Origin of the sequence: Alcanivorax sp. VBW004 (assembly GCF_009718865.1) — a bacterium.
In the GTDB taxonomy this organism is placed as follows: domain Bacteria; phylum Pseudomonadota; class Gammaproteobacteria; order Pseudomonadales; family Alcanivoracaceae; genus Alcanivorax.
Map to the genome: position 1 here is coordinate 1820976 of NZ_WNHC01000001.1, position 23007 is coordinate 1843982.

The window sequence follows — 23007 nt, forward strand, 5'->3', positions numbered from 1 at the left end:
TGTTGTTCCCTAGTGGTTGTGGTTGGCAATGGCGAGCCAGCAGGCGTCCCTTGCCTGTTTAAGGTCGCTATCACTGAGTGTCAGGTAGCCCAGGCGTTCTGCCTTGAAGATGCCGACAAAGGCACCCCAGAACAGGGCGATGGCCAGGTCCGGTTTCATGTGACTGCCGAGCAGGCCGGTGCGTTGGCCGATGATCACCATCATCCCCAAAGGGATTAGCAGGGCCTGCTCCTGGTGGCGGCTTTCCGCATCCAGATAATTGTGGTGGTCCTGAATTTCCAGAAACCGGAAGGCTTCAGGTTCTTCACGGGCAAAGGCGGTGAGCCGGGCCCAAAGGTTGTCGAACAGACTGCGCGACGGGTGCAGCAGGTCGAGATCACTGAGCAAGCGCTCCTGGAGGCGGTGTTTGCTGTCCTGAAAAACCGCATTGATCAGGGCTTCCTTGCTGTCGAAGTAGCGGTATAGCGTACCGACGCCGACCCCGGCCTCCGTGGCAATGGGGGGAACCGGTGTGCCGTGCAGACCATGTTCGGCAAACACCTTGAGGGCTGCCTGGACAATCAGGTCACGCTTGCGGCCTTCACGGGTATCGAGTGAGGGGCTGGCGGTCAGGCTCATAGAGGGCACACCAAATCAGAATGAATGTTCATTCCGTTAATGTGCCATTGAATGATGTCTTAGTGAAGAGCTGTTTCGGTCAGATGGGGCCAAATGACGATGGTGAATCGCAGGCGCGTCGCTGGCGGCGCGATCATTGAGGGTTGGAAAACTCGATGTACTCTAGGGCTGAGGAAAAGCAGAGGCGCTGTTGCGTTAACGGAAAAACAGTTTTGCCGGGATCCGGAATCGCGCCGCTAGCGAGGCTCCTGCGGATAGGGGGGGCTAAATAAGCCCCTTCTCCCGGGCGGCGTGCTCGGTGAGTTCCGCCACCAGGGTAACCGGGCGAGCGTAGGAGCGGTCGTAGTGGGCCTGGGACAGGGCGTGGCATTCGGCGCTGATCTGGTCGTACAGCTGACGTGGTGTCAGGCCGTCGCTGGGGGGCAGTGCCCGCAGGCCGAAATGGTCATAGGGGATCATCTTGGAGCCGGCGGCCTTGAGCAGCTCCGGCACCCAGCCCTGGGGAGACAGCTGGGGTTGGTAGCGAAGATTCTGAAAATCCAGCTCCGCAGCCAGTCGGTCGGCGTCTGCCACCACAAAATAGTTATCCACGACCTGGCATAGCAACAGGTTCAGGCGCCGCCAGACGATGGTTTTTTCCTCGTTGGTGTAGCCATTCCAGTGCACGACCTCGTGGCTGAAACGACGACAGCCACGGCAGACTGTGTCACCGAACACGGTGGAACAGACGCCAATACAGGGGGTGTGGATTCGATTTACTGCCATGGCGAAATCCTAACAGAAAACCCCGGGCCTGGGAGAGTCGCGCCGGTCGGTTGCCGGTAATTTGAGCGCTTGCCTGTTACGCCGCAGGCGGCGGGCTTCAGGGCCTGTGGGGGCGGCGCCTGCGGCTTGAGCAATGCGGGCAAATCGGCCATAGTTGGGCGTTCAACATTGCTTTACGTTGCACCCAATAATAAACAGGGCCGATCTGGACGCACCGGATACGGCAACGCTGGAGAATAATAATGCGATTGGCTGTGCTGCTGGCGGCTTGCCTTTGGGCACTTTCGGGTTGTTCCGGAGTCGGGATGGGGATTCCTTCCACGCCGGGTGCTTTTCTGGATGCGCCGAAGGGAAAAACCTTTGCCCCCATGGATACGCTCGATCCGCGTAATGCCATGGTCTATATCTATCGTCCGATTACCCGCTGGGGCTATGAAGAAGTTCAGGCGCCGGTATTTTTCATGGACTCTTCCCAACTGTTCGGCCTGAAGGCCGGGGCCTACGAATGGCTGGAGTTGCCAGCCGGCACCCACGATTTCTACGCCCGTCGCCCGCTCAGTGTGCTGTACCTGAAGATGGTGTTTGAGATGCCATTGCAGGTGGATGGTGGCCAGGAATACTTCTTCCGCTATTCGGAAACCCGTCCGCTGGACATGGAAGAGCTGGTTGCCAACCCGGAAGACTACCAACAGGCCGGGCCACTGCAGCAGGTGCCCCGTGCGCTGGCTCTGCGGGAAATTGCCGATCTGCGGCTGGATGAGCCGGGCGTGTATTACGGCGGCGATGACGTGAAAAAGAAGCGTTGGGCGCCGTTTTATACCTATTCGACAGAATAAGGACCAGCTACAAGCAACAAGCTTCAAGCTGCAACACGGGTGGAGCTGGTGCCAAACGAACGGTCGCCTTGGCCGCGCTTCGAGCGTGCTAATGAATCAAAAAAATGGGGAACCCTTTCGGGTTCCCCATTTTTATTTTTGCAGCTTTTTGGCTAGTCGCTTTCCGTCAACCGCCGCTTGGTCTGCAGCAACCGCTTCCACTGCTCCACATATTCCGGCAAGGCGGGGGAGGTCAGGTTCATGCCGGTCATTTCCTGCACGGTCTGGGGGCTGACAGATTTGCCGCCGTAGACGTTGGCGACACGCAGCAGGGCGTGGGTGTGCAGTTTGCGCTGGGACTCGAAGCGCTGGTCGTAGTACATGTATTTGTCGTCCCAGCCGAGAATTCGGGTGTGTACCTGGAATTGCTGATAGGGGCGCAGTTCACGGATATAGGCAATTTCGGTATTGGCTACCACGCCATTGCAGCGGGCCTCGAGCATGCGGTTGAGCAGGCCGGTGACCACCGCGTGTTCCAGCCGGCTGCGGTCCATGAACTTCAGGTATTTGGCATTGTTCAGATGCATGTTCAGGTCAATATCCAGCAGGCCCACCCGGAATTCCATGGTGACCACATCAAACAGCTGGTGCGTAGGCGGCCGTTTACGGCGTCGCGCTGCGCTGATCAGTTCAAGCATCCGATCTCCCTATGCCACGGTTATCACCGCAGCCCCATTTATTATCGTTGGTAACGTGTGGACAGAAAAACGCCGTTCAGTATAACGGCACTGGAACCGGTTCACACTATTTGCGGGATCGGAGGGTGACAGCTTTTACGTTCCCGCTATACCTGGGCCAGATGCAGGCTGAACAGGTTTTGCGGGTCTGTCCAGCAGCTTAGCGGGGTGAAGCCGGCGGCGACCAGCTCGGCACTGAAGCTTTCCACGGTGAATTTATAGGAATTCTCGGTGTGGATACGGGTGCCGCTTTTCAGGGTGAGGGTGCGTTCACCCAGGTGAATGTGTTGGTCGCTCAGGCACTCCAGGTGCATTTCGATGCGCTGTCGGGCGGTATTGTAGAACGCCACATGCTGCATGTTGTCGGTATCGAACTGGCAACCCAGCTCCCGGTTCAGGTGGTGGAGGGCGTTCATGTTGAAGGCGGCAGTAAGGCCTTCGGCATCGTTATAGGCGGCATTGAGGCGCGTATCGGGTTTTTGTAGGTCGGCGCCTATCAGCAGGGCGCCACCGGGGCCAGCCAGGGTGCGCAGCCCCTTGAGGAATTCGCCGCGGGCGGCCGGTTCAAAATTGCCAATGGTGGAGCCGGGAAAAAATACCACCCGCCCCGGTTGTACCAGGGCTTGCGGCATGGCCATGGCCTGGCAGTAATCGGCGCACACGGCGCTGATGTGCACGTCGGGAAAATCCTGGGCCAATTGGCGAGAGGCACCAAGCAGACATTCACGGGAAATTTCCAGTGGCATGTAGTGGCGGGGCTGCCAGGCATCCAGCAACAGGCGCACTTTTTCACAGCTACCGGCACCGGGTTCGGCAATGGTTTGCGGTTGGTTGAGGCGTGCCCGGATTTCTTCAGCGTAACCGGTGAGCAGCGAGGTTTCGGTGCGGGTGGGGTAGTACTCCGGGGTGCGGGTGATGCGGTCAAACAGGGCGGAGCCCGCTTCATCGTAAAAATACTTGGGGTGCAGGGACGGGGCGGGAGCAGAAAGGGACTGGCTGACCTCCGCAAGCATATCGGTGGCTGGCGGGTACAGGTCGTAAAACGTCAGGTTCGGGCAAAGCTGCTGGTGGTTCAACGGGGTGTGTTGATGCTTCATCTTAGCCTCTGCAAGAAGTCGGGGTGGCGTGCCTGTCAGCCATCATTGGCCCGCTTGTCGCAGGCGAGCCGAATGCCACTGAACTGCCAGCGATGATGGGGGTAGAAAAAGTTGCGGTAACTGGCGCGCAGATGATCGGTGCTGCTGGCGCAGGAGCCGCCGCGCAGTACCATCTGGTTGCACATGAACTTGCCGTTGTATTCGCCCACGGCCCCATGGGCGGCCTGGAAGCCCGGGTAAGGCAGGTAGGCGCTGGCGGTCCATTCCCAGACATCACCGAACAGATGGGCAAGGCGGGCGTCGCGGGCGGCACCGGGTTGAAACGAGCGATTATCGGACGGGGAATCCGCGAAGGTGCCGGCGATCGCCTGGCTGTGGGCCGCGTGTTCCCATTCCTGCTCTGTGGGCAGGCGTTTGCCCGCCCAGCGTGCGTAGGCGTCAGCTTCGTAGTAATTCACATGCGCCAGGATCTGGCTGTCGTGGAGGGGTTGCTGGCCGGCCAGGGTGAAATGCTCGGTCAGGGCCGGATTCCAGTACAGCGGACGTTCGACCTGTTGCTGCTGCACCCAGCTCCAGCCATCGGAAAGCCACAGGTCCGGTTTGCGGTAACCGCCATCCAGAATAAAGGCGCGAAACTCCCCCTGAGTCACAGGGCGGTTGGCCAGCAGGAACGGTTCCAGCCAGACCTTGTGGCGAGGTGTTTCATTATCGAACGCGAAGCCACCGCAAGCGCCAATCTCCACCAGTCCGCCCTCGAAGTCCTGAAACGTCAGCGGTGGCGTGTCCCCTGGGATGTCCACGGGCTGGGTGATGGCCGGTGACAGGGGGTTGAAGGAGAGGCTGTATTTCAGGTCGGTGAGCAACAGTTCCTGATGTTGCTGTTCGTGGTTGAGGCCCAGCTGTACCAGCGGCGTGAGGCTATCGGTCCGCGCCAGCAAATCGTCCATGGCGGCATCCACCTGGTGGCGCCAGGCCATCACTTCATCGTTAGTGGGGCGCGATAACAGATGGCGCTGAGGGCGAGGGTATTGCTCGCCGATGCCGTTGTAGTAGCTGTTGAACAGGTATTCGAATGCGGGATTGGCGGGCTGATAACCGGGCAGGTGAGGCTTGAGCAGAAACGTTTCGAAGAACCAGGTGGTGTGCGCCAGGTGCCAGCGGGGTGGGCTGGTTTCCGGGCAAGCTTGCAGGCCCATGTCTTCGGCGAGCAGGGGGGCACATAATTGCTCGCTGAATTGCCGGATGCGCCGGTACGAGTCGGCGAGCCAGGTGGTATCGTCCTGTCTGACGGTGTCGGGCAAGGCTTTCCCTCCCATGCCATGGGTCAAGGTGCGGTCCTGATGAATAATGACTGCAATGACGCAATCTCACCTTAAAGCAGTCCCGGTTTGAGCGAAAGCAACAATGAGACGCTTGGCCGGGCTGGGTATACTCCGGGTAACGTTTAATAGCCCGTTACCTTTCTACCTTTCACAAGAAGGAGAGCATATGAATATTACCGATAAAGTGGCCGTGATTACTGGTGGTGCCTCAGGCCTGGGCCAGGCGACTGCAGAAGCCATTATTGCCAAGGGTGGCAAGGTCATGATTTTTGATCGTGACGACAAGAAAGGCCCGGAAGTGGCGGCCCAGCTGGGGGACAATGCAGCCTTCACCCAGACCGATGTGACAGACGAAGCCTCGGTGAAAGCCGCGGTGGATGCTACCGTGGCCAAGTTTGGTGCCATTCATGTGTGCGTTAACTGCGCCGGTGTGGGTTCTGCCATGAAAACCGTGGGCCGTGAGAACAAGCCGCACGATCTGGGCGTATTCAACATGGTGGTGCAGATCAACCTGATCGGGACCTTCAATGTGGCGCGTCTGGCAGCGGCTGCCATGGCCGAGAACGAGCCGGGCGAAGATAATGAGCGCGGCCTGATTGTGAACACCGCTTCGGTAGCAGCTTTTGATGGTCAGGTCGGTCAGGTTGCTTATGCGGCAACCAAAGGTGGCGTAGTCGGCATGACCCTTCCCATCGCCCGTGATCTGGCGCCGCTGGGGATTCGTTGCAACACCATCGCCCCAGGGATTTTCAACACCCCGCTGATGAATGCGGCACCGGACAAGGTGAAGCAGCCGCTGATCGAAATGACCCAGTTCCCGAAACGCCTGGGGCATCCGCAGGAATACGGTCAGCTGGTGTGTCACATGATCGAGAACAAGTTCCTGAACGGCGAAACCATCCGTATCGATGGCGGTATCCGTATGCAGCCGCGGTAGCACAGGAGACGCAAGCACGCGTCACGCTACACGCAACACAAAAAAGCCCCGGTTTCCCGGGGCTTTTTGCTGTCTACGAAGCCGCTGTAGGAGTTCCCTTCCAGGGGACGAACCGAGCGCAGCGAGGCGACAGAGATAACCGTCTGCTGCAATCGACGGTTGAGCAACCCGTGATTTCGATCTTTCCATGTTTACGGGCCGGTTCGTCCCCTGGAAGGGAACTCCTACAGTGTGGTTCGTGATTAGCCGTTATCTGTTACCCCACCAACTCATAACAGGGCTCGTAATGGCTGCCCGGCAGTTTCATGCGCTGCTGTTCCACAAAGGCCTTGAGCAGCTCGTCCAGATGCGTCATCAGCGCGTTGGGGGCGTGCAGTTTGTAGGGGCCGTGCTGTTCGATGGCGCGGATGCCATGTTCCTTTACGTTGCCGGCGACGATACCGGAGAAGGCGCGGCGCAGGTTGGCGGCCAGCTCATGAACCGGTTGATCCGTGTCCAGATTCAGCGCGGCCATGGCCTCGTGGGTGGGCAGGAACGGGTGCTGGAAGGCCAATGGCACGTTGAGCCGCCAGTTGAAATAGAACGCATCGTCGTTATCCCGGCGGAACAGGGTCAGGCGGTCGATGCCGTGGCACATGGCAAGGGCCACGGCTTCCGGGTCATCGATAATGATCTGATAGCGTTCTGCGGCTTTTTCGCCCAGCGTGTAGCGAATAAACGCATCCACCTGGCGGAAGTAGTCAGCACTGCTGGCCGGGCCGGTGAGCACCATGGGCAGGGGAATGTCCGCGTTGTCCGGGTGCAACAGAACGCCCAGTAAATAGAGGATCTCTTCGGTGGTGCCGACCCCGCCGGGAAACACGATGATGCCATGGGCCAGACGTAGAAACGCTTCCAGGCGTTTCTCGATATCCGGCATGATCACCAGTTCGTTGACGATGGGGTTGGGCGCTTCGGCGGCAATGATGCCCGGCTCGGAAATCCCCAGATAACGGCCTTCCTTCTCCCGTTGTTTGGCGTGTGCCACATGGGCCCCTTTCATGGGGCCTTTCATGGCGCCAGGGCCACAACCGGTGCAGATATCCTTGTGGCGCAGGCCCAGCTGGTAGCCCACGCTTTTGCTGTAATCGTATTCGTGGCGGGAGATGCTGTGCCCGCCCCAGCAAACCACCATGTTTGGTGAGGCTCCGGCTTTGAGTACCCCGGCGTTGCGCAGAATATGGAATACCGCGTTGGTAATGCCTTCGCTGTTGTTCAGGTCGAAACGGTCGTTGTTCTGGATCTCGTTGGCCACGTAGACGATATCGCGCAATACCGCAGACAGGTGCTCGCGGATACCGCGAATCATGCGTCCGTCCACGAAGGCGCCAGCCGGGGCGTTGTCGAGCTTCAGGCGTAGCCCGCGGTCTTCCTGAATCACTTCGATTTCGAAGTCGTGGTAGGTTTCCAGTACCTCGCGGCTGTCATCGGTGGGGGTGCCGCAGTTCAGCACCGCCAGGGCGCAGCGGCGCAGCAGGTCATGCAAGCCACTGCCAGAGGTATCGCGCAGGCGCTCCACTTCATGTTGGCTGAGTACTTCCAGGCTGCCTTCCGGCGCCACAATGGTCGATACCGTTTCGGTCATAAGGTCGGTCCGTCGCAAATAATCAGGTCGGTTTAATACCGGTATTGAGCGTGTTCTGTCATCGCTTTCAGAGAAAGTACCAGAGCAAGAATGAAAGAGAGTACCGTAGTCCGGGCGAGAAAGGAGTGTTGGGGGTGAGGGCGCAGCTTTCAAGCTGGCAGCCCGCCCGTCGGCGGACAAGTGTTTTTACATTTTGCCGGGGAACGACGGGCCGGCACGTGCGTCCGATTTAACATCAAGGCGGGAATGTTCACGGCATTGTTCATGCAGGAACTTCCCGATACAGGCCAGGGCGCCTGTTATGTTGATATGGGGCAACGCCTTGTCATGAGGTTGTCGCCATTATCGGCCAGACTTGATCAGTTTCGGGGCCGCTGAACAGGCCTCAGCAGAGAGTGAGACTCAGGAGCAAACCATGTTGCTCAAGTATTTGAATCAACTGGAACAGGCCGTGAAAGCGGCGTCCGAACACCCGGATTCGGCTACCGTTACCCGTTGCGCCGATTGTGTGGCGACGCTGGATGCCTACCTGGATGCACAAATGGAGCCGGTGCAACGCCGCGGCCGGGAATTGATGGACGGGCTGATTCCGGCGCATCTGCACGACCGGGTTTGTCAGCGGCTGCACTAGGAACGCCCGCCACACGCTGCACGCAACAGACGTCAACGCGACTCTCTCTTTGGCGCTAACAATGAGCGCGAAGCGCCGCGGGCCACCAGCAAAATGTCGGATTACGCCTTTCAGGCTAATCTGACCTACGTCTGAAAGGCGTAATCCAACCTACGCTTCTGCTGATGTAGCCTCCGCGCGGGGCGAATGAATAGTCGGTTGCCCCTGACCTATCTCCGTGTTGTTGCGTGAAGCGTGCAGCGTGCCGCGTCTCCTGTCACATCCTGTTTCGCTGGCTATGCAGGGCCTTGTCCCGTTCTTCCGGGAACAGGTCCGGTTGTTGGGGGGCTTTCAGGTCGCGTAGCCGGGCGCCGATGCCCAGCAGGCGGGCCGGGCCTTCGCGCCGCTCCCAAAGCTGGCGGAACAGGGCCTCGAAGTGGGCGGAATCCAGGTCATTGCCGGCCTTGTCGCAGCTCATGCTGACAAAATCCTGATACTTCACCTTGGCGGTGAGCCCGCTGATCAGGTAATGCTGATCCAGTTTGGCAAACCGTTCCTTCAGCTTTTCAATCAGCCCCTCCAGCTCCCGGAGCCAGTCCGTCAGGGTGAGCTGGTCCTTGTCGTAGGTGCGTTCCACCGATACCGACTTGCGCCGCCGCCCGGTCTGGATCGGGCGGCTGTCTTCACCGCGGCACAGGTGATAAAGCCGCTCGCCAAAACTGCCGAAGTGCTGGCCCAGCTCCAGTCGGCTTAGCTGTTGCAGATCGCCGCAGGTTTTCAGGTTGAGGCCGGCCATGCGTTCACCGGTGACCCGGCCCACCCCGGAAATCTTGTTCACCGGCAGGGCGGCCACAAATTCCTCGACCTGGGCGGGAGGGATCACAAACAGCCCGTCGGGCTTGCGCCAGTCGCTGGCAACCTTGGCCAGAAATTTGTTGGGAGCGACGCCTGCGGACACGGTAATAGCCACCTCCCGGCGAACGTCCTGGCGCAATGCCTGGGCAATGCGGGTGGCACTATTATCGAATTGTTCGCTGGCGCTCACATCCAGAAAGGCCTCGTCCAGTGACAGCGGCTCAATCAGGCTTGTATAACGACGAAAAATGTCATGGATCTGGGCGGAAACTTTGCGGTATTTGTCAAAGTTCGGAGGCACAATAACCAGTTCCGGGCAGCGCCGCAGGGCCTGGGAGGATGCCATGGCCGAATGCACACCAAATTGCCGCGCCGGGTAGTTGCAAGTGGCAATCACGCCGCGCCGGTGCGGGTCGCCGCCCACGGCCACCGGGCGGCCGCGCAGGCTGGGGTCGTCCCGCATTTCCACGGCGGCGTAAAAGCAGTCGCAGTCCACGTGGATAATTTTGCGCGATGCAGGCGCCATGGAAGGCGTCATGGAAGGCGTCATGGAGGGTGTGGTGGAATGTGCCATGATGGGCTCGGGTAAGCGTTCACGTGTTGGCGCGGCTGTTGCAGGCCACAGGCACAGAGACGTGTCCGGTGGGCTGCAGACAGACCGGGCTACCCCCGTGGGCATAGTGCCAGGCAGGGGCGCCAATAAGGGTGCCATAAGGAGAGTGTACCATCGCCATTAGCGAGAACCGCACACCGCAGGTGCTGATTGTCGGTGCGGGCCCCACCGGGCTGGCACTGGGTATCGGCTTGCGCCGTCACGGTATCAACTGTTGCATCATCGATCGTCTTGAGGCGCCATCGCCGTATTCCCGGGCGCTGGGTCTGCATGCCCGCTCGCTGGAAATCTTTGAGGCGCTGGATGTGCTGGCGCCGATCCGCAAAGCGTCGCGGCGACTCAAGGCCGTATCGGTGTACGGCGATAAAGGGTTTCTCTTCGAACTGGATCTCACCTCCCTGAAAGCGCCGTACCCGTGGGTGCTCAGTTGCCCCCAATCCGAGGTGGAGGCGGTGTTGATCGACCGATACCGGATGCTGGGCGGGGAATTGATTCGCAGCGCCGAATTGCTGGATTTCCGTCAGGACGGCAGCGGCGTGCAGGCGCGCATTCGCCAGGGGGCGGAGGTACAGACATTGAATGCCGAGCTGCTGGTGGGGGCTGATGGCGTGGGCTCCACGGTCCGTGAGCAACTTGGCATTGGTTTCAACGGCGTGGATTACAGCGAGCATTTCCTGTTGGCAGATGTGCCTTGGGATGCTGCCCCCTGGAGCAACGACCGCTCCCATGGTTTTTTGCAGGAAGAAGGGCTGTTGCTGGCCTTGCCTTTGCCGCAGGGCTGGCGGCTGATTATGGCTAGCCGTGAGCCGCCGGAAACACCATTGAGTCTGGCGCCCTTTAGCGAACGGCTAACGTCGATTCTTGGGGACGTGCCTGATTTGGGTGAACCCCGCTGGCTGAGCCAATTCTCCGTGCAGCGCCGGCTGGCGCAGCATTTTCGGCGCAATCGGGTTTTCCTGGCTGGGGATGCGGCTCACGTGCAAAGTCCATTGGGTGCTCAAGGCATGAACACGGGCCTGGCGGATGCCTTCAATCTGAGCTGGAAGCTGGCATTTTACCTCAAGGGGTTTGGGCAGGGCGCCTTGCTGGATAGCTACGAGCAGGAACGGCGCCCGGTGGCTGAGAAAATGTTGTATGGCGTGGATATGCTGTCGCGGGCCTCATTGGTGAAATTGCCCTTGCTGCGGCGCAGTCGGGATTCACTGCTGAAACTGGCAGGTAGCCGTCGCAATATTTCCAGCCGACTGCTGCGCACGGCCAGCCAGCTGGATGTGCATTATCGCAATTCGCCGCTGGTCACCTGTGGGCCGGAGGCCGACGTGGGCTGGCGGCATCAGGGGCCGCTGCCGGGCGATCGGCTGCCGGATGCGGCGCTGAAATCCGTGCGCACCGGGCATCTGCATCAGCTGCACGGTTTGTTGCGCAAACCGGTACATCATTTGTTGCTGCAGTTGAGCGAATCCCCCGAGCATAACGAGCGGTTGGTGATGTATGCCTTGAGTGATCGTTTGGGGCAGGAATACCGTGAGCGTGTGCACCTGACCGTGATTGCGGCGCGGGCCACCGCCGATGAAGATGTGCCCCGGGAAGGTACCACCCGTATCTGGCGTGACCATGAAGGGGAGTTTGCCAGCGCATTCGGCGACCAGGGCCGGCTCTGGTTGATGCGCCCGGATGGGCATCTGGCGTACCGGGCGCCGGTGAGTAATGCGAATGATTTGTTGGGGTATCTGGAGCGAGTGCTTGGGAAGAGAGTAGAGTGAGAGGAGTGTGCGGTGTCGGATTACGCCTTTCAGGCTAATTCGACCTACGAGGAACACGGGTTTTGTAGGTCGAATTAGGCGTAGCCGTAATCCGACACGAACCCGACATCACGCGTGATAAAAACGAAATCTACGCCACCCGCCGCCAGCGTTGAATCACAAAATGTCCGTTCATGGGCTGGCCGGCCAAGGCGCCAATGCCGGCTTTCGCATCCGGCCGTGCCCGCCAGTGATGGGGCGTCATGGCCAGCAGGTTACGGAGTTCTTCTTCTGAGTCCGGCACCCATTGGCAATGCAGCGTCTCGCTTGAGATCAGCTCGAAACGCTCGTCCAGAAATTTGCCCGCATCGAAACTGCTTTGCCGCACATCGTCGTACAGGGCTTCGCGCAACGGCAGCAGGTGCGTTTCCCCGGTACCGACAACAATCAATTCCCCACCGGGTTGCAGCACCCGGGCGATATCGTCCACGAACAGGCGGGTGAACAACACAAATACGGTTTGCTGGCTGTCATCAAACAGCGGTAGCCGGGCGCCGCTGGCCACCAACCAGGTGATGCGCTTGTTACGCTTGGCAGCTGCATCCACCGCGAACTTGGAAATATCCACGCCCACACCATTCACGCCGCCCAACCGCTGGGCAAACTGCTCAGTGTACCAGCCTTCGCCACAGCCGATATCCAGCCAGGCGGGTTCTTCATCCGGCAGGTGGGCGAGCAGGGCATCTGCCAATGGCTGATAACGGCCCAGTTCAAGAAACGCCGTGCGCGCCTGCACCATGGCCTTGTCGTCCCCCGGTGACCGGGAGCGGCGTTGCTGCGCCAGCAACAGATTGGTGTAACCGCGCTTGGCACGATCGAACCGGTGGCCGTTATCGCAGTGCCAGCTATTGCCGGCAAGGCGCAGGACCTGTTCGCAACTGGGGCATTTGAGTGTGGGCATGGCATACCGTGTTCCGGGGCGTGATGCCGGCAGTGAACCACAGGATGCCGGGAAAAGGTAGGGCAGAAGGCAGGGAAGGTGAGAGCACGTTGAGCGGTGGAAGAAGAGAGAAAGGGCTAGCCGCCCTCGTATTATGGCGAAGCCGATATTTGTATTTCTGCACGTTGCAGCTTGGCTTCTGCGGTCAGGTTGCGCAGGTCACTTAAATACGCCTGATAGCTTTTATTCAGCACCGTTTCCACGTCGACCTGACTTCCCTTGAGTTGAGCCATGGCTGCGCTGTGAAGTTGGCGGGTCTGGCGGTCGATCTTGTCAATAATGCCGGGCAGAGACTCACTTGCCTGGTCGATGAAGGCGATTTGGGCGCGCAGTCGGGTTTGCTGGTTGGTCAGCTGGGTTAGTTGCTGGCGGATGCGCGTTTGGTCAGGACTGAAGTCATTGGGGACCAGCTGTTCTTTAAGCGAAGTGAGTCGGCTGGCATTGCTGCTGAGGGTGGATTCTATGTCACTGCGTTGTTTTTGATACGTGGCCAGTTTTTGCGTTAGTGCGTTGAGCTGTTCGGTTAATTGTCTGTTTTGTGCCTGCAGTTGCAGAAGAGTGGTTACAGCTTCCTGGAGTCTGGACGACGCGTGCAGCAGGTCGAGATCCGGGTGGTGCAAGCAGTTTTTTAATAGTGTCTTGCGCACATCGTCATCTATTCCTGAAGGAAAAATAACAGCCAGCGGATCGATGTGACCGCTTGCCTTCAGGATGCTCAGTTGGTCTTCGGCAAATTGACTTTGCGCTTCCACTTCCTGGTAAAGGGCAAGAGAAAGGCCGGGATTTGTGGTCCGTTGGTCGTGGGCGGCGCTCATCAAGCCAGAAAGGGTTTGCGGGCGGTAAGGGAAGTGCCGGGCGGTGCGTAGAAACCAGTTTTTTGCCTGCTCGGTGTTGTTTTCCAGGCGAAAACTTTCGGCCATCAACAGGCCTGCCTGAGCGCCGGATGGGCTGGCGGTTTCTATTGTGCTCAAGACTTCCCGGGCCTGAGTGAACTGGCTGTTAACCATCATCATGGCGGCTTGCCGCAGGCGCAGGCGGTTCTGTACAACCAGCTGTTCTGCTGGCTTCAGTGTCTTGCTGGCCTTGAGTGCCTCTTCAACCGCATGGTCAGAATTGGCGGAGGCATCCGTCAGTGGGGCCATGGCTTGGCCCACGTTGCAATGCACTGTCGTACTAAAAAAAGCCAGAAAAAGGGCCAGAAAAAACCGTTGGGCAGTTTGTGCCGAGATCCGTGTGATGAAGTTCACGTCCGTGCTGTCTCTCAAGTCCGTTTGCATAACCGAAAGTGTAGAATCGCCGCCTGTTAATTCGCCGCAGCACAATACACAACTACGAGAAGGCAATGAACCTTCCTGCTGCGGCAGTGTGATCATAATCGGCAAGGATAGCCATGTTGGGGGAAAACCCGTTGTTTCGTTACGGCGTTATCGCCGCCTGTCTCTGTGTGGGTATTGGAGGCGCTGGGGCGGTAATGGCCGCTCCTGCCCCGAATTCCCAGCAGCGCATGTTCGACCGCCTGCAGGAGCAGGAGCGCCAGCGTCAGCAGCAGCAGCTGGAAGATATGCAGGTGCCCGGCGAAGGGCCGGACCTGCGCATGCCTGTTCCGGAAGGCTCTGGAGCATCCGACCGCTGTTTTGAGATTGAATCGGTTCAACTCAAAACGTTGGGGGATGCTCCGCTTCCTTTTGGTCGCTGGTTTCGGCGGCCCGCCGATGCGGTAGAAGGCACATGCATTGGTATGAAAGACATTCGCGCCTTACAGGCGGTGCTTTCCAATGCGTTGATCGACAAAGGTTATGTTACTAGCCGTGTATTGATTCCCGAACAGGATATCGCTTCCGGCACCCTGGTGCTTCTGGTGGTGGCCGGTCGTGTGGAGTCCTTCGAGGCCGTGGGCATGCCCGTGCGCGTGCTGGAGTGGGCGGTGCCTGCGTCGCCCGGTGATCTGGTCAACCTGCGTGATCTGGAGCACGCGGTGGAAACCCTGGCGCGGTTACCCCATCTGGACGCGAAGATGGATCTGGCACCCGGGGAGGAACAGGGTGGCACGGTGGTGCTGGGTCAGGCGGAATGGCCACGGCGCTACCGGGGCACCCTGGTGCTGGATGAAGAGCACTATGGGGATGTTACCCATGGCACCGCTCAAGCAGGGCTGGACTGGGGCAGTCCCTTCGGACTCACCGACAGGATCTCTCTATCCCTGAATAGCGATCTGGATACGGAATTTTCGGATCGTGCCTGGGGGGCCGGGCTCAGTTATGACATTAGCCTGGGCTACTGGAACCTGGCGTTGAGCTATAACCGCCAACAATATGAAAACGAAATCCAGGGGATCTTCCAGCGTTTTGAAACCACTGGCGCCACCGATACCTCCCGTATTGAGCTCACCCGTACTTTGTATCGCAGCAACCGTTCCCGGTTGTCGTTCTCGTTGTTAGGCGCCTACTCCGATACCGAGAACCTGTTGGACGATGCGGTCATCCGGGTGAGTTCCTACCAGCTGAAAGCCCTGGGTGGGCGCATCAATGCCAAACACCTTTGGGGGCGCACTCAGCTGGCGGGCACGGTCACCGTGGAAGAAGGCTGGGGCACGGGGCCGGCGACGAACCTTCCGGGTGACGTCTCAATTGCAGAGAAAACGCACACTCGCTATCAGACATATCTTACAGCCAATCGCTTTATAAAGCCGTTATATGGCGCCCTGTCATTACGGTTGAATGCACAGTATGCCAACGACGTGTTGTTTCCCTCGGAACGGTTCTCGGTGGCATCCAGTTCAGTGGTTCGGGGGTATCGGGATATTACCCTGAACGGGAATTCAGCCGTGGCGGGCAGCGTGCAGTTCGATGGTTACCCGCCGATCACCGGGCCTGTTTCGGTGATCCCCTTTGCCGCGTATGACTCCGGAGTGGTGCCGGGCAATCAGAACGAGTTTGGTTTTTCACGCATAGATTCAACCACCGCCGGAGTGCGGTTGGGCTACCGCTCGGTGCGCCTTACCACCGAAATTTCCTGGCCCATGGAACAGCATTCAACGGAACTGACAGACAGCGAGTACACTCTCCATGCCTCACTTTATGCCGAATTCTGAGTCCTCCGCCAAGCCGGTCCGTCGTGGTCTGGTGTATACGCTGTCGTTGTTGCTGATTTGGCAGCCCATGCTGCTGTCCGCACAACCCATCACTCCCACCCATGGCACCAATGGGCGGCCGACGATGGATAAAGCCGCCAATGGCGTGCCCGTGGTCAATATTCAAAACCCCAACAGCAAAGGGGTGTCGCAGAATTTCTATAACGATTTCAACGTAGGCAGCAAAGGCGTTGTTCTCAATAACAGCCAGCAGGTAACGCAAACTCAACTGGGTGGCTACATCGAAGGCAACCCGAACCTGCACAATGGCTCCGCCAGCCTGATTCTCAATGAAGTCATCGGCCAGAACCCGTCCAACCTGGGCGGCTATATCGAAGTCGGCGGCGCCCGCGCCGATGTGGTGGTGGCCAACCCCAATGGCATCAGCTGTAACGGTTGTGGCTTTATCAATACCAACCACGCCACCCTGACCACCGGTAAATCCATCATGGAAGGGGGCGAGCTGCAGGGGTTTGATGTGCAGGGCGGCCGTATTGGTATTGGCGAGAACGGATTGAACGGTTCGAATACCGACCGCTTCGACCTCATCGCCCGCTCTGTCAAGGTGGCCGGTGAGCTGCACGCAGACTCACTGAACATCGTCACCGGCCAACAACGGGTAGACCGCAACACCCTGGCCACATCGAATGAAACCACCGGCACCAACAAGCCGGGCTTTGCCATCGATTCCAGTGCACTGGGCGGCATGTACGCCAACCGCATTCGACTGATCGCCAATGAAGAGGGTGTGGGGGTCAAGCTTGATGCGCCGGTGGCGGCGCAGAATGGGGATATGGTGCTGTCGGCCAATGGCAAGATCCAAAATTTCGATTTGGCAGCAACCGGGAATATTGCCATTGATGCCAATCAGAACGATATCATGTCCACAGGCACCGTGTTGGCAAAGGCAGACTTGAGTGTGAATGCAGCCGATTACACCAATAGCGGGTATGTGGTTGCTGATGGCATGGCGGATATTCAGGCCACCACCGTTACCAACACAGGCACCCTGGGGGGGCGCGAAGCGCTGACCGTCAAGGCAGACTCCATTCTCAATGATCAAGGCGGGGCCCTGCTCTCCGAAAACGATATCACCCTGTCAGCCGATCAGGTGACCAACCGGTTGGCAGATATCTATACCTCCGGGACTATCACTATCAGCGGTAACGATGGAGAGAGTGCAGAAAAACTGGAAAACCGGTCCGGGCGAATTGAGGCGGAAGGCGATGTTGCGGTTCAGGCGGAGCAGATTCTGAATGTGCGGGATGTACTCGATTGGGAAGACGTTTTGGTGGACGCCAAGGCGCAGTATTTCTGCATAGAATGCGAACATACGAACTTCACCATGCGCTATACCTTCACCGAAGAATTTGTGCGTGAGCTGGATGAGGCAACCACCGGGCGCAGCCTTCTGGTGGCGGGTGGCGATATGTCACTCACCGGAGAGGAGCTGGTCAATGAGACCAGCGACATTCTCGCCTACGGGAATATGAACCTTGATGTGGATCGCATTGACAATATTGGACTACATAGTGGCGAATATGTCCTGATCAACCATTACAAGAAATATCTTTCCGATGATGCGCATGTGGCTAATGTCAGATATGGAATCGAGCCATACAACAATCGTAATTATTTTGGTAGGGCTGAATATTGGGGCGATGGTGGGAATAAAGCCCTGGAATATATGCGCCTTCATCCAGGCTGGAATAACTCCAGCTATGATCCCGACAATTTCCTAAAGCGTGAAGATAACTGGGTTGTAAAGAACACTCCCCATATTGGTGAAGAAACCGTCCCACTTGAATCCGCTGAAATCCTGGGCGCCAATATTATCTCTGGCGGCGACCTGGACATGGGGGGAGCGGCCGTTACCAATGGAGACTTTGGCCACAAGCAGGCCGGGGGAGTTTCCGAAGAAGAGCTTATCGCCGTTGGCGAGGGCGCCGGCCGTGGTGGTAACGATATGGACAGCTACCTGGACGGCGCCAATGGCGGCCTGTTCTCCATTGCCGACCCGGACCATCCCTACCTGATTGAAACCAACCCTTTCTTCGCCTCCCGTGACGGTTTCCTGGGCTCTGAATATCTTCTCAACCGGTTGGGCTGGGACCCAAATGGCGCCATGCGTTTGCTGGGCGATGGTTTCTACGAACAGCAGTTGATTCGTCAGCAGGTGGTGGACCTGACCGGCCGCGCCCTGCTGGACCAGGAATATGTGGATGCCAATGCCCAGTATCGTGCTTTGCTCGATAATGGCCTGTTCGCTGCCGAATCTCTGGAATTGACAGTTGGGGTGGCACTCAACCCTGAACAGGTTAATAAGCTGACCCGAGACGTCGTCTGGATGGTGGAACAGGAAGTCGCCGGTGAGACCGTATTGGTGCCGCAGCTCTACTTGTCACCACAAAGCGCGGTGATTGACGAGAACGGTGCATTGATCGCCTCTGGTGGCGATATGGTGAATGACGGCGGCAGCATCGTTAACAGCGGGACCATACACATCGGGGGCGATACCCATTTCAATCTCAATGAAGAGGGTCTGCAAAATCTGGGCGGCGATATTATTGGTGAAGGTTTGGTGGATATTGAATCCGAAGGCGATGTCCGCAATGTCAGCGGCACCATTCGCGGGCGGGAAGTGGCGCTTAAGAGTGCCGAGGAGATTATTAACCAGCGTCTTGTCTACCAGAGCGAGATAAGCGATGGAACAGGCTGGAGAGAATGGCACACCCAGATGGGCAAAGCGGCAACCATCGACGGCCTGGAATCTGTAGCGCTTGATGCCGGCGATGATATCCGTATCACCGGCAGTCGCATCCAGGGGGGCAGTGTCGCGATCAATGCCGAAGGCGATATCGTCGTTGATACTGTGACAGATCAATCCGGGAGAAAAGGCAGCTACCACAGCGGCAAGCTCAGTGAGTCCCGTATCCGCCATATCGGCAGCGAAATCACCGCCACCATGAATCTGCTGGCCAGTGCCAGCAACGATTTCAACATCATCGGTTCCGACTTGGCCAGTGATGGTGGCGTACAACTGAGCGCGGGGAACGACCTGCTGATCGCTTCCGCGGCCAACAGCGACAGCTACGATTTCAGGGTGCGACACGATGGCGAAACCAGCCATAACATCCAGCGCAGCGTGCGCCAGCAGGGTTCCTCAGTTACCGCTGGTGGCGATGTGGTTATGGAGTCCGGGAATGATCTGACCGCGATTGCCAGTCGGCTGGAAGCTGGGGAAGATCTGTCGCTGATGGGTAAGGGAGATATTAGTATTCTGGCGGCCCAAAATTCTGACTACCGTTATAGCTATGAAGAGGACGATAGCAGTTTTGGACGCAGCAAGACGACAACGATCGAACATGAAACAAAAAATGCTATTGGCAGCCTCTTAACGGCAGGTGGCACCCTCTCGCTTGCGGCAGAAGCGGGTGATGTGAAATTGATCGCTTCTAACGGTCATGGCGAAGAGGGTGTCGAGGTTGAGGCCGGCAGGGATGTGCACATTGAATCTGGTGTCAATAGCGCATACACACGAATACAAACTACCGATAAAAATGCCGCCAGGATCAAAACCCGTGACACGGGAAGCATGGCTCAGACACTGGCACAAGCCGGGCTGACATCGGGAGCGGAACTGTCCCTTGATGCAAAAGGGGATGTGGTGCTGGGTGCCGCCCAGCTTGAAGCGCAGGGTGATCTGCGCATCGGGGATGCCGCCTTGGTAACGGCTGAGAACGGTGCCCTGAGGTTGGACGATGAAGGAAACCCTATTATTGAGCGCGGCAGTATCGACAATCTTTACATTGGTACTGTTGCCCTCGAAAACGAAAACTGGGATATAAAAACCCGTTCTTTGCGTGGCCCTGTCAAGGAATTGGCAAAAGCTTCCTCCGTCATTATGGGGGCCGGCGGCATGTATTTGCCAGGGCTGGCACTGGGGGCCAAAGACATGGAGGTAACGCTTTCCGAAAGTACGGAAAGCCGAGTCCATGAGCGTCGCGAGGTTGGCTCGGCGTTGCAAGCAGAGAATATCCAGCTTTCTGCCCAAAACGATATGACCTTGACGGGTTCGAGTCTGGAAGCTGACGAAGAGAGTGGCAAGGTCGTGATGCTGGCCGACAATATCCTGCTGGATACAGCGGTCACCGAAACGACGATCACTGAAAAAGATGAAACCGAGACCGCCTCCAGTATCGATCCCTCACTGAAAAAGGACGAAATCAGCCTGGGCGGGCTTCGGTTGACCGAGCTGGAGCAGGCAACGGTCACCAATACGCTAACGCATAGCGGTAGCAGTATTTCAGGGAATCAGATTGTCCTTGAGGCAGACAGCGAGTTAAGCCTGATCAATGCCGATATTGAAGCTACCGGGGAAGACGGTGTTCTGTCACTGGCTGGTGACAGCGTCAGCATTACCGGGGTGCAGGATGAAAAAACGGTTACGGAAACGCTGAAGGAAAAAACCACGGAAACGTCGGTAGGTATTCGCAATGCCTACGTGGATGCCGCGTATGCGGTGGAGGGCCTTAAAAAGGCGGGTGAGGCAGTTGGTGATGCGGTTGATGGGCTAAAAGAGGCGGAAAGGCGTGTCGAACGAGGGGAGCTGGCTAAAGATGCACTGGATGATTATCGCATTATGGTGGCCGCTGCAGAAGCAAACTTAGTCCAGGCTCAGCTTGCGCTAGGTATGGCGATGGCTGCCGGGACGGCAGCGGCTGGCACCGGTTTCTATGTCAGCGGTAGTGCTCAGCATAGTGAAACCACCTCGACTAGCACTGAAACACAAAAAGATTGGAAAGGTAGCACCCTCAATGCCTCCGCCATGAGCATTAATGCGGACAAGGCAAGCATCATTGGCAGTGACATTAATGCCGGTGTACTGGACCTGAATGCAGCCGATATCCTTATTGGAGCGGGTACCAACGAACAAAGCAGCCGCTTTGAACAAGAGAGCAAAAACGGTGGCTTCAGTGTCAGCACCAGCGGTGCGGGTAGCTGGAATGCCAATGTCGGTTTTAATGAAGCTGACTCCCAAAGTCAGGCCACCCAGTACGTAAATAGCCAGCTCAATGTGGGCCACCTGGCCAGTAACAGTGAGAGCCTGACGGTGAAAGGCGGCCTTATCACCGCTAACTCCGCTGAAATCGAAACCGGAGCACTACATATTGAAAGTCTGCAAGATACCTACAGCAGCAGCAACAGCAGCATGGGAGCAAATCTTGGAATCGCTGGTGCTGGAAACGAGAGAAAGCCTGCTAGCGGCAGCGCGGGCTTTAACATGGCAGAAGGAAGCAGCGAAGGCGCGCGCACCAATCAGCAAAGTGCCATTCTGGTGGCAGACGGCGAAAACAGCCGGGTCACGGCCAGGGACACTACCCTGATCGGTGGCATGATCGCAAATGCCAGCTATGAAGAAAATGCTGAGACTGGTGAGCTGGCGTTGGTGGACCATGGCAATCTGAGCTTTGCTACGGAAACATTAACGGTCGAAGATCTGCGCGATTACAGTAAGAGTGAACAGCAGGGTGTTGGACTGCAGGTAAGTAATGTTGGTAAGCAAGAATATGAAGGGACGCGAGAAGATCTAAAGGGCAAGGAGCAGACAACCGGAACAACGACAGTCAGTCTCCAGAATTCGGGGAGCCGCATGGAAGGTCAGACCCTGGCCACGATTGGGGCGGGTAATATCACCGTTGGTGGAGTAAGTCTGGATGAACATGCTGACTATGCCGATTTGAATCGTGATATCAATGAGTCGCAAGTGGTGACGCTTGATCAGCAGACTGGGGTGCTGGACGTCGGAGTGACGGTAGATAATCGTCTTTTCAGCGAAGTGGGTCGGGCCGAGATTGTGGAGCAACAATTAAGCTCAGGAACCAATGCTCAGACAGTGATTAGCGGAGTAGGCGGTGAGATAAGCCGTGGTGTAGACCTTGGTGTACGCATCTCGGGTGTAGATAATCCCACGGTGATGAGGGAGATAATCAATCAAAGAATCGGAGCATTCGGAATCCTGCCCACCGCACAGAACTTTGGCGGGCTTTTGGCACAGTTACCAGGCCAGCTCTTGCCTGGGAGCGATGCACACCAACAACAGATGGTGATTGCTACGGCAGACAATCCCTATATGCTGGCCAATCCGGAGTTGGGCTGGGTGCCGATTTCAGAAACGCCTGGCTATCATTTGATGAATGCTGCGCAGCAAGCAAAGCTGGCAGGGACAATGGTTAGCACGAACCCGCTGGCGATTGCCGCAGGAACGGCTACTTATCAGAATTCCACAAACGGCATGCTAAATACCCCTGCGCTGGCCTCCTACAACGCTGTGACGCAAACCCATGACCTGTTAAACAATCCTGAGCAGCCGGTATTGGTGACACTGAATTACAACCCGTCGCGAGGTGTGCTCGCTGACCTCTTTGAAAGCGCGCAAGACACGCTGTCGATTAAGCTGGGCCAATCATGGATGGCGACAAACGTGGCGGTTGATACGGGCATATTTGCGAATCAGGTGATGCTGGCCAGAGGGGACGATCATGCAAATCTTGCAAACCACTCACAGGGGAACTTGCTGAACTACTCGGGCTTGCTTGCGGTGGGGCTGTCTGAGGATATCGCGTTCGGCACAGCCGGTAATCCAAATTTCACCTGGAATATGTTTGGTTCCCCAGTGAATTTGAAGGATTTCAACACGTACCTCCATAGTAACAGCATGTTGCTTACTAGTTCCTCTGTTAACAGTGGCGATTTTGTAGGGCAGGGCCTAGGTGGAAATCACGGGCTATATGTCTATGGGAGTCATGGGCAGAGCGTTAGTGTCGTGGATCATTTCGACGCGACGACTAACTCACTGGTGACAATGGAGGTGCCGGCAGTGCCGTTTCATAGCGCGACACAAAATCAACCTGGTTGGGGCAATCCGCTAGAACTCTTTTCGGGATCATCGCCGCACTCAAACTACAGTTGTGTTACCCGTTGTGGAGCTAAAGCTCCATAATGAAATAGTCATGGGCATATGGGCTCACCTTGAGTTAGCCTTATTTTCTACTAAAAATCTGAAGGGTCGGCATGAGCCGGCCCTTTGCTTTTTCTCTGTTGACTTGAAATCCCGAATTTGAACACTATTCATAACGCTG

The 23007-nt window shown here is 57.4% G+C and carries 15 protein-coding genes; 6 read left to right on the forward strand and 9 right to left on the reverse strand.

What is annotated here, in order from left to right; genetic code table 11:
• Window positions 1–9 precede the first annotated feature (9 nt).
• Window positions 10–618: a TetR/AcrR family transcriptional regulator gene (locus tag F1529_RS08420; RefSeq protein ID WP_155133703.1), complete on the reverse strand. Its 609-nt coding sequence runs from the start codon at window positions 616–618 to the stop codon at window positions 10–12.
• Window positions 619–882: 264 nt separating this feature from the next.
• Window positions 883–1383, reverse strand: coding sequence for a DUF1289 domain-containing protein (locus F1529_RS08425; protein ID WP_039926929.1), 501 nt, complete (start codon window positions 1381–1383; stop codon window positions 883–885).
• 305 nt (window positions 1384–1688) lie between these two features.
• On the opposite strand from F1529_RS08425, the gene F1529_RS08430 reads away from it, so the two are divergent.
• The gene (locus F1529_RS08430; protein WP_155133706.1) at window positions 1689–2219 is read left to right on the forward strand and encodes a DUF2846 domain-containing protein; all 531 of its coding nucleotides are present in this window, start codon (window positions 1689–1691) and stop codon (window positions 2217–2219) included.
• A 152-nt stretch (window positions 2220–2371) separates the two neighbouring features.
• On the opposite strand, the gene F1529_RS08435 is transcribed toward F1529_RS08430, so the two are convergent.
• The 3 genes from F1529_RS08435 to egtB all read right to left on the reverse strand — a co-directional run bounded on the left by F1529_RS08435 (window position 2372) and on the right by egtB (window position 5348).
• Complete coding sequence (locus F1529_RS08435; RefSeq protein ID WP_007149930.1) at window positions 2372–2896, reverse strand: thioesterase family protein; 525 nt, start codon at window positions 2894–2896, stop codon at window positions 2372–2374.
• A 146-nt stretch (window positions 2897–3042) separates the two neighbouring features.
• The gene (gene egtD, locus F1529_RS08440; RefSeq protein ID WP_155133709.1) at window positions 3043–4032 is read right to left on the reverse strand and encodes an L-histidine N(alpha)-methyltransferase; all 990 of its coding nucleotides are present in this window, start codon (window positions 4030–4032) and stop codon (window positions 3043–3045) included.
• Window positions 4033–4067: 35 nt separating this feature from the next.
• Window positions 4068–5348 (reverse strand): ergothioneine biosynthesis protein EgtB, encoded by a 1281-nt coding sequence (gene egtB, locus F1529_RS08445; protein WP_155137200.1) that lies wholly within the window; start codon window positions 5346–5348, stop codon window positions 4068–4070.
• Window positions 5349–5520: 172 nt separating this feature from the next.
• On the opposite strand from egtB, the gene F1529_RS08450 reads away from it, so the two are divergent.
• The gene (locus F1529_RS08450; protein WP_007150543.1) at window positions 5521–6291 is read left to right on the forward strand and encodes a 3-hydroxyacyl-CoA dehydrogenase; all 771 of its coding nucleotides are present in this window, start codon (window positions 5521–5523) and stop codon (window positions 6289–6291) included.
• Window positions 6292–6547: 256 nt separating this feature from the next.
• Here the strand turns inward: F1529_RS08450 and ppnN are convergent, their stop codons facing one another.
• Window positions 6548–7915, reverse strand: a complete 1368-nt coding sequence (gene ppnN, locus F1529_RS08455; RefSeq protein WP_155133712.1) for a nucleotide 5'-monophosphate nucleosidase PpnN — start codon at window positions 7913–7915, stop codon at window positions 6548–6550.
• A gap of 415 nt (window positions 7916–8330) precedes the next feature.
• Between ppnN and F1529_RS08460 the strand changes: the two genes are divergently transcribed.
• Entirely contained in the window at window positions 8331–8546 is a 216-nt protein-coding gene (locus F1529_RS08460; RefSeq protein ID WP_007151335.1) for a hypothetical protein, read from the forward strand.
• A 256-nt stretch (window positions 8547–8802) separates the two neighbouring features.
• Here the strand turns inward: F1529_RS08460 and dinB are convergent, their stop codons facing one another.
• Entirely contained in the window at window positions 8803–9918 is a 1116-nt protein-coding gene (dinB, locus tag F1529_RS08465) for a DNA polymerase IV (RefSeq protein WP_155137203.1), read from the reverse strand.
• A gap of 218 nt (window positions 9919–10136) precedes the next feature.
• Here dinB and F1529_RS08470 point away from each other — a divergent pair, with 218 nt between their 5' ends.
• Window positions 10137–11756 carry an FAD-dependent monooxygenase gene (locus F1529_RS08470; protein WP_370456981.1) on the forward strand — a complete coding sequence of 540 codons (1620 nt, stop codon included), beginning with the start codon at window positions 10137–10139 and terminating at the stop codon, window positions 11754–11756.
• A gap of 130 nt (window positions 11757–11886) precedes the next feature.
• Here the strand turns inward: F1529_RS08470 and F1529_RS08475 are convergent, their stop codons facing one another.
• Both F1529_RS08475 and F1529_RS08480 read right to left on the reverse strand, forming a co-directional pair.
• Window positions 11887–12696, reverse strand: coding sequence for a putative RNA methyltransferase (locus F1529_RS08475; RefSeq protein WP_155133715.1), 810 nt, complete (start codon window positions 12694–12696; stop codon window positions 11887–11889).
• Between the two features lie 131 nt (window positions 12697–12827).
• Window positions 12828–13982 carry a hypothetical protein gene (locus F1529_RS08480; protein WP_155133718.1) on the reverse strand — a complete coding sequence of 385 codons (1155 nt, stop codon included), beginning with the start codon at window positions 13980–13982 and terminating at the stop codon, window positions 12828–12830.
• Window positions 13983–14125: 143 nt separating this feature from the next.
• On the opposite strand from F1529_RS08480, the gene F1529_RS08485 reads away from it, so the two are divergent.
• Complete coding sequence (locus F1529_RS08485; protein ID WP_155133721.1) at window positions 14126–15826, forward strand: ShlB/FhaC/HecB family hemolysin secretion/activation protein; 1701 nt, start codon at window positions 14126–14128, stop codon at window positions 15824–15826.
• Window positions 15801–22868, forward strand: a complete 7068-nt coding sequence (locus tag F1529_RS08490; protein WP_155133724.1) for a hemagglutinin repeat-containing protein — start codon at window positions 15801–15803, stop codon at window positions 22866–22868. Before F1529_RS08485 ends, F1529_RS08490 begins: the two co-directional genes overlap by 26 nt.
• The last annotated feature ends 139 nt before the right edge of the window (window positions 22869–23007 follow it).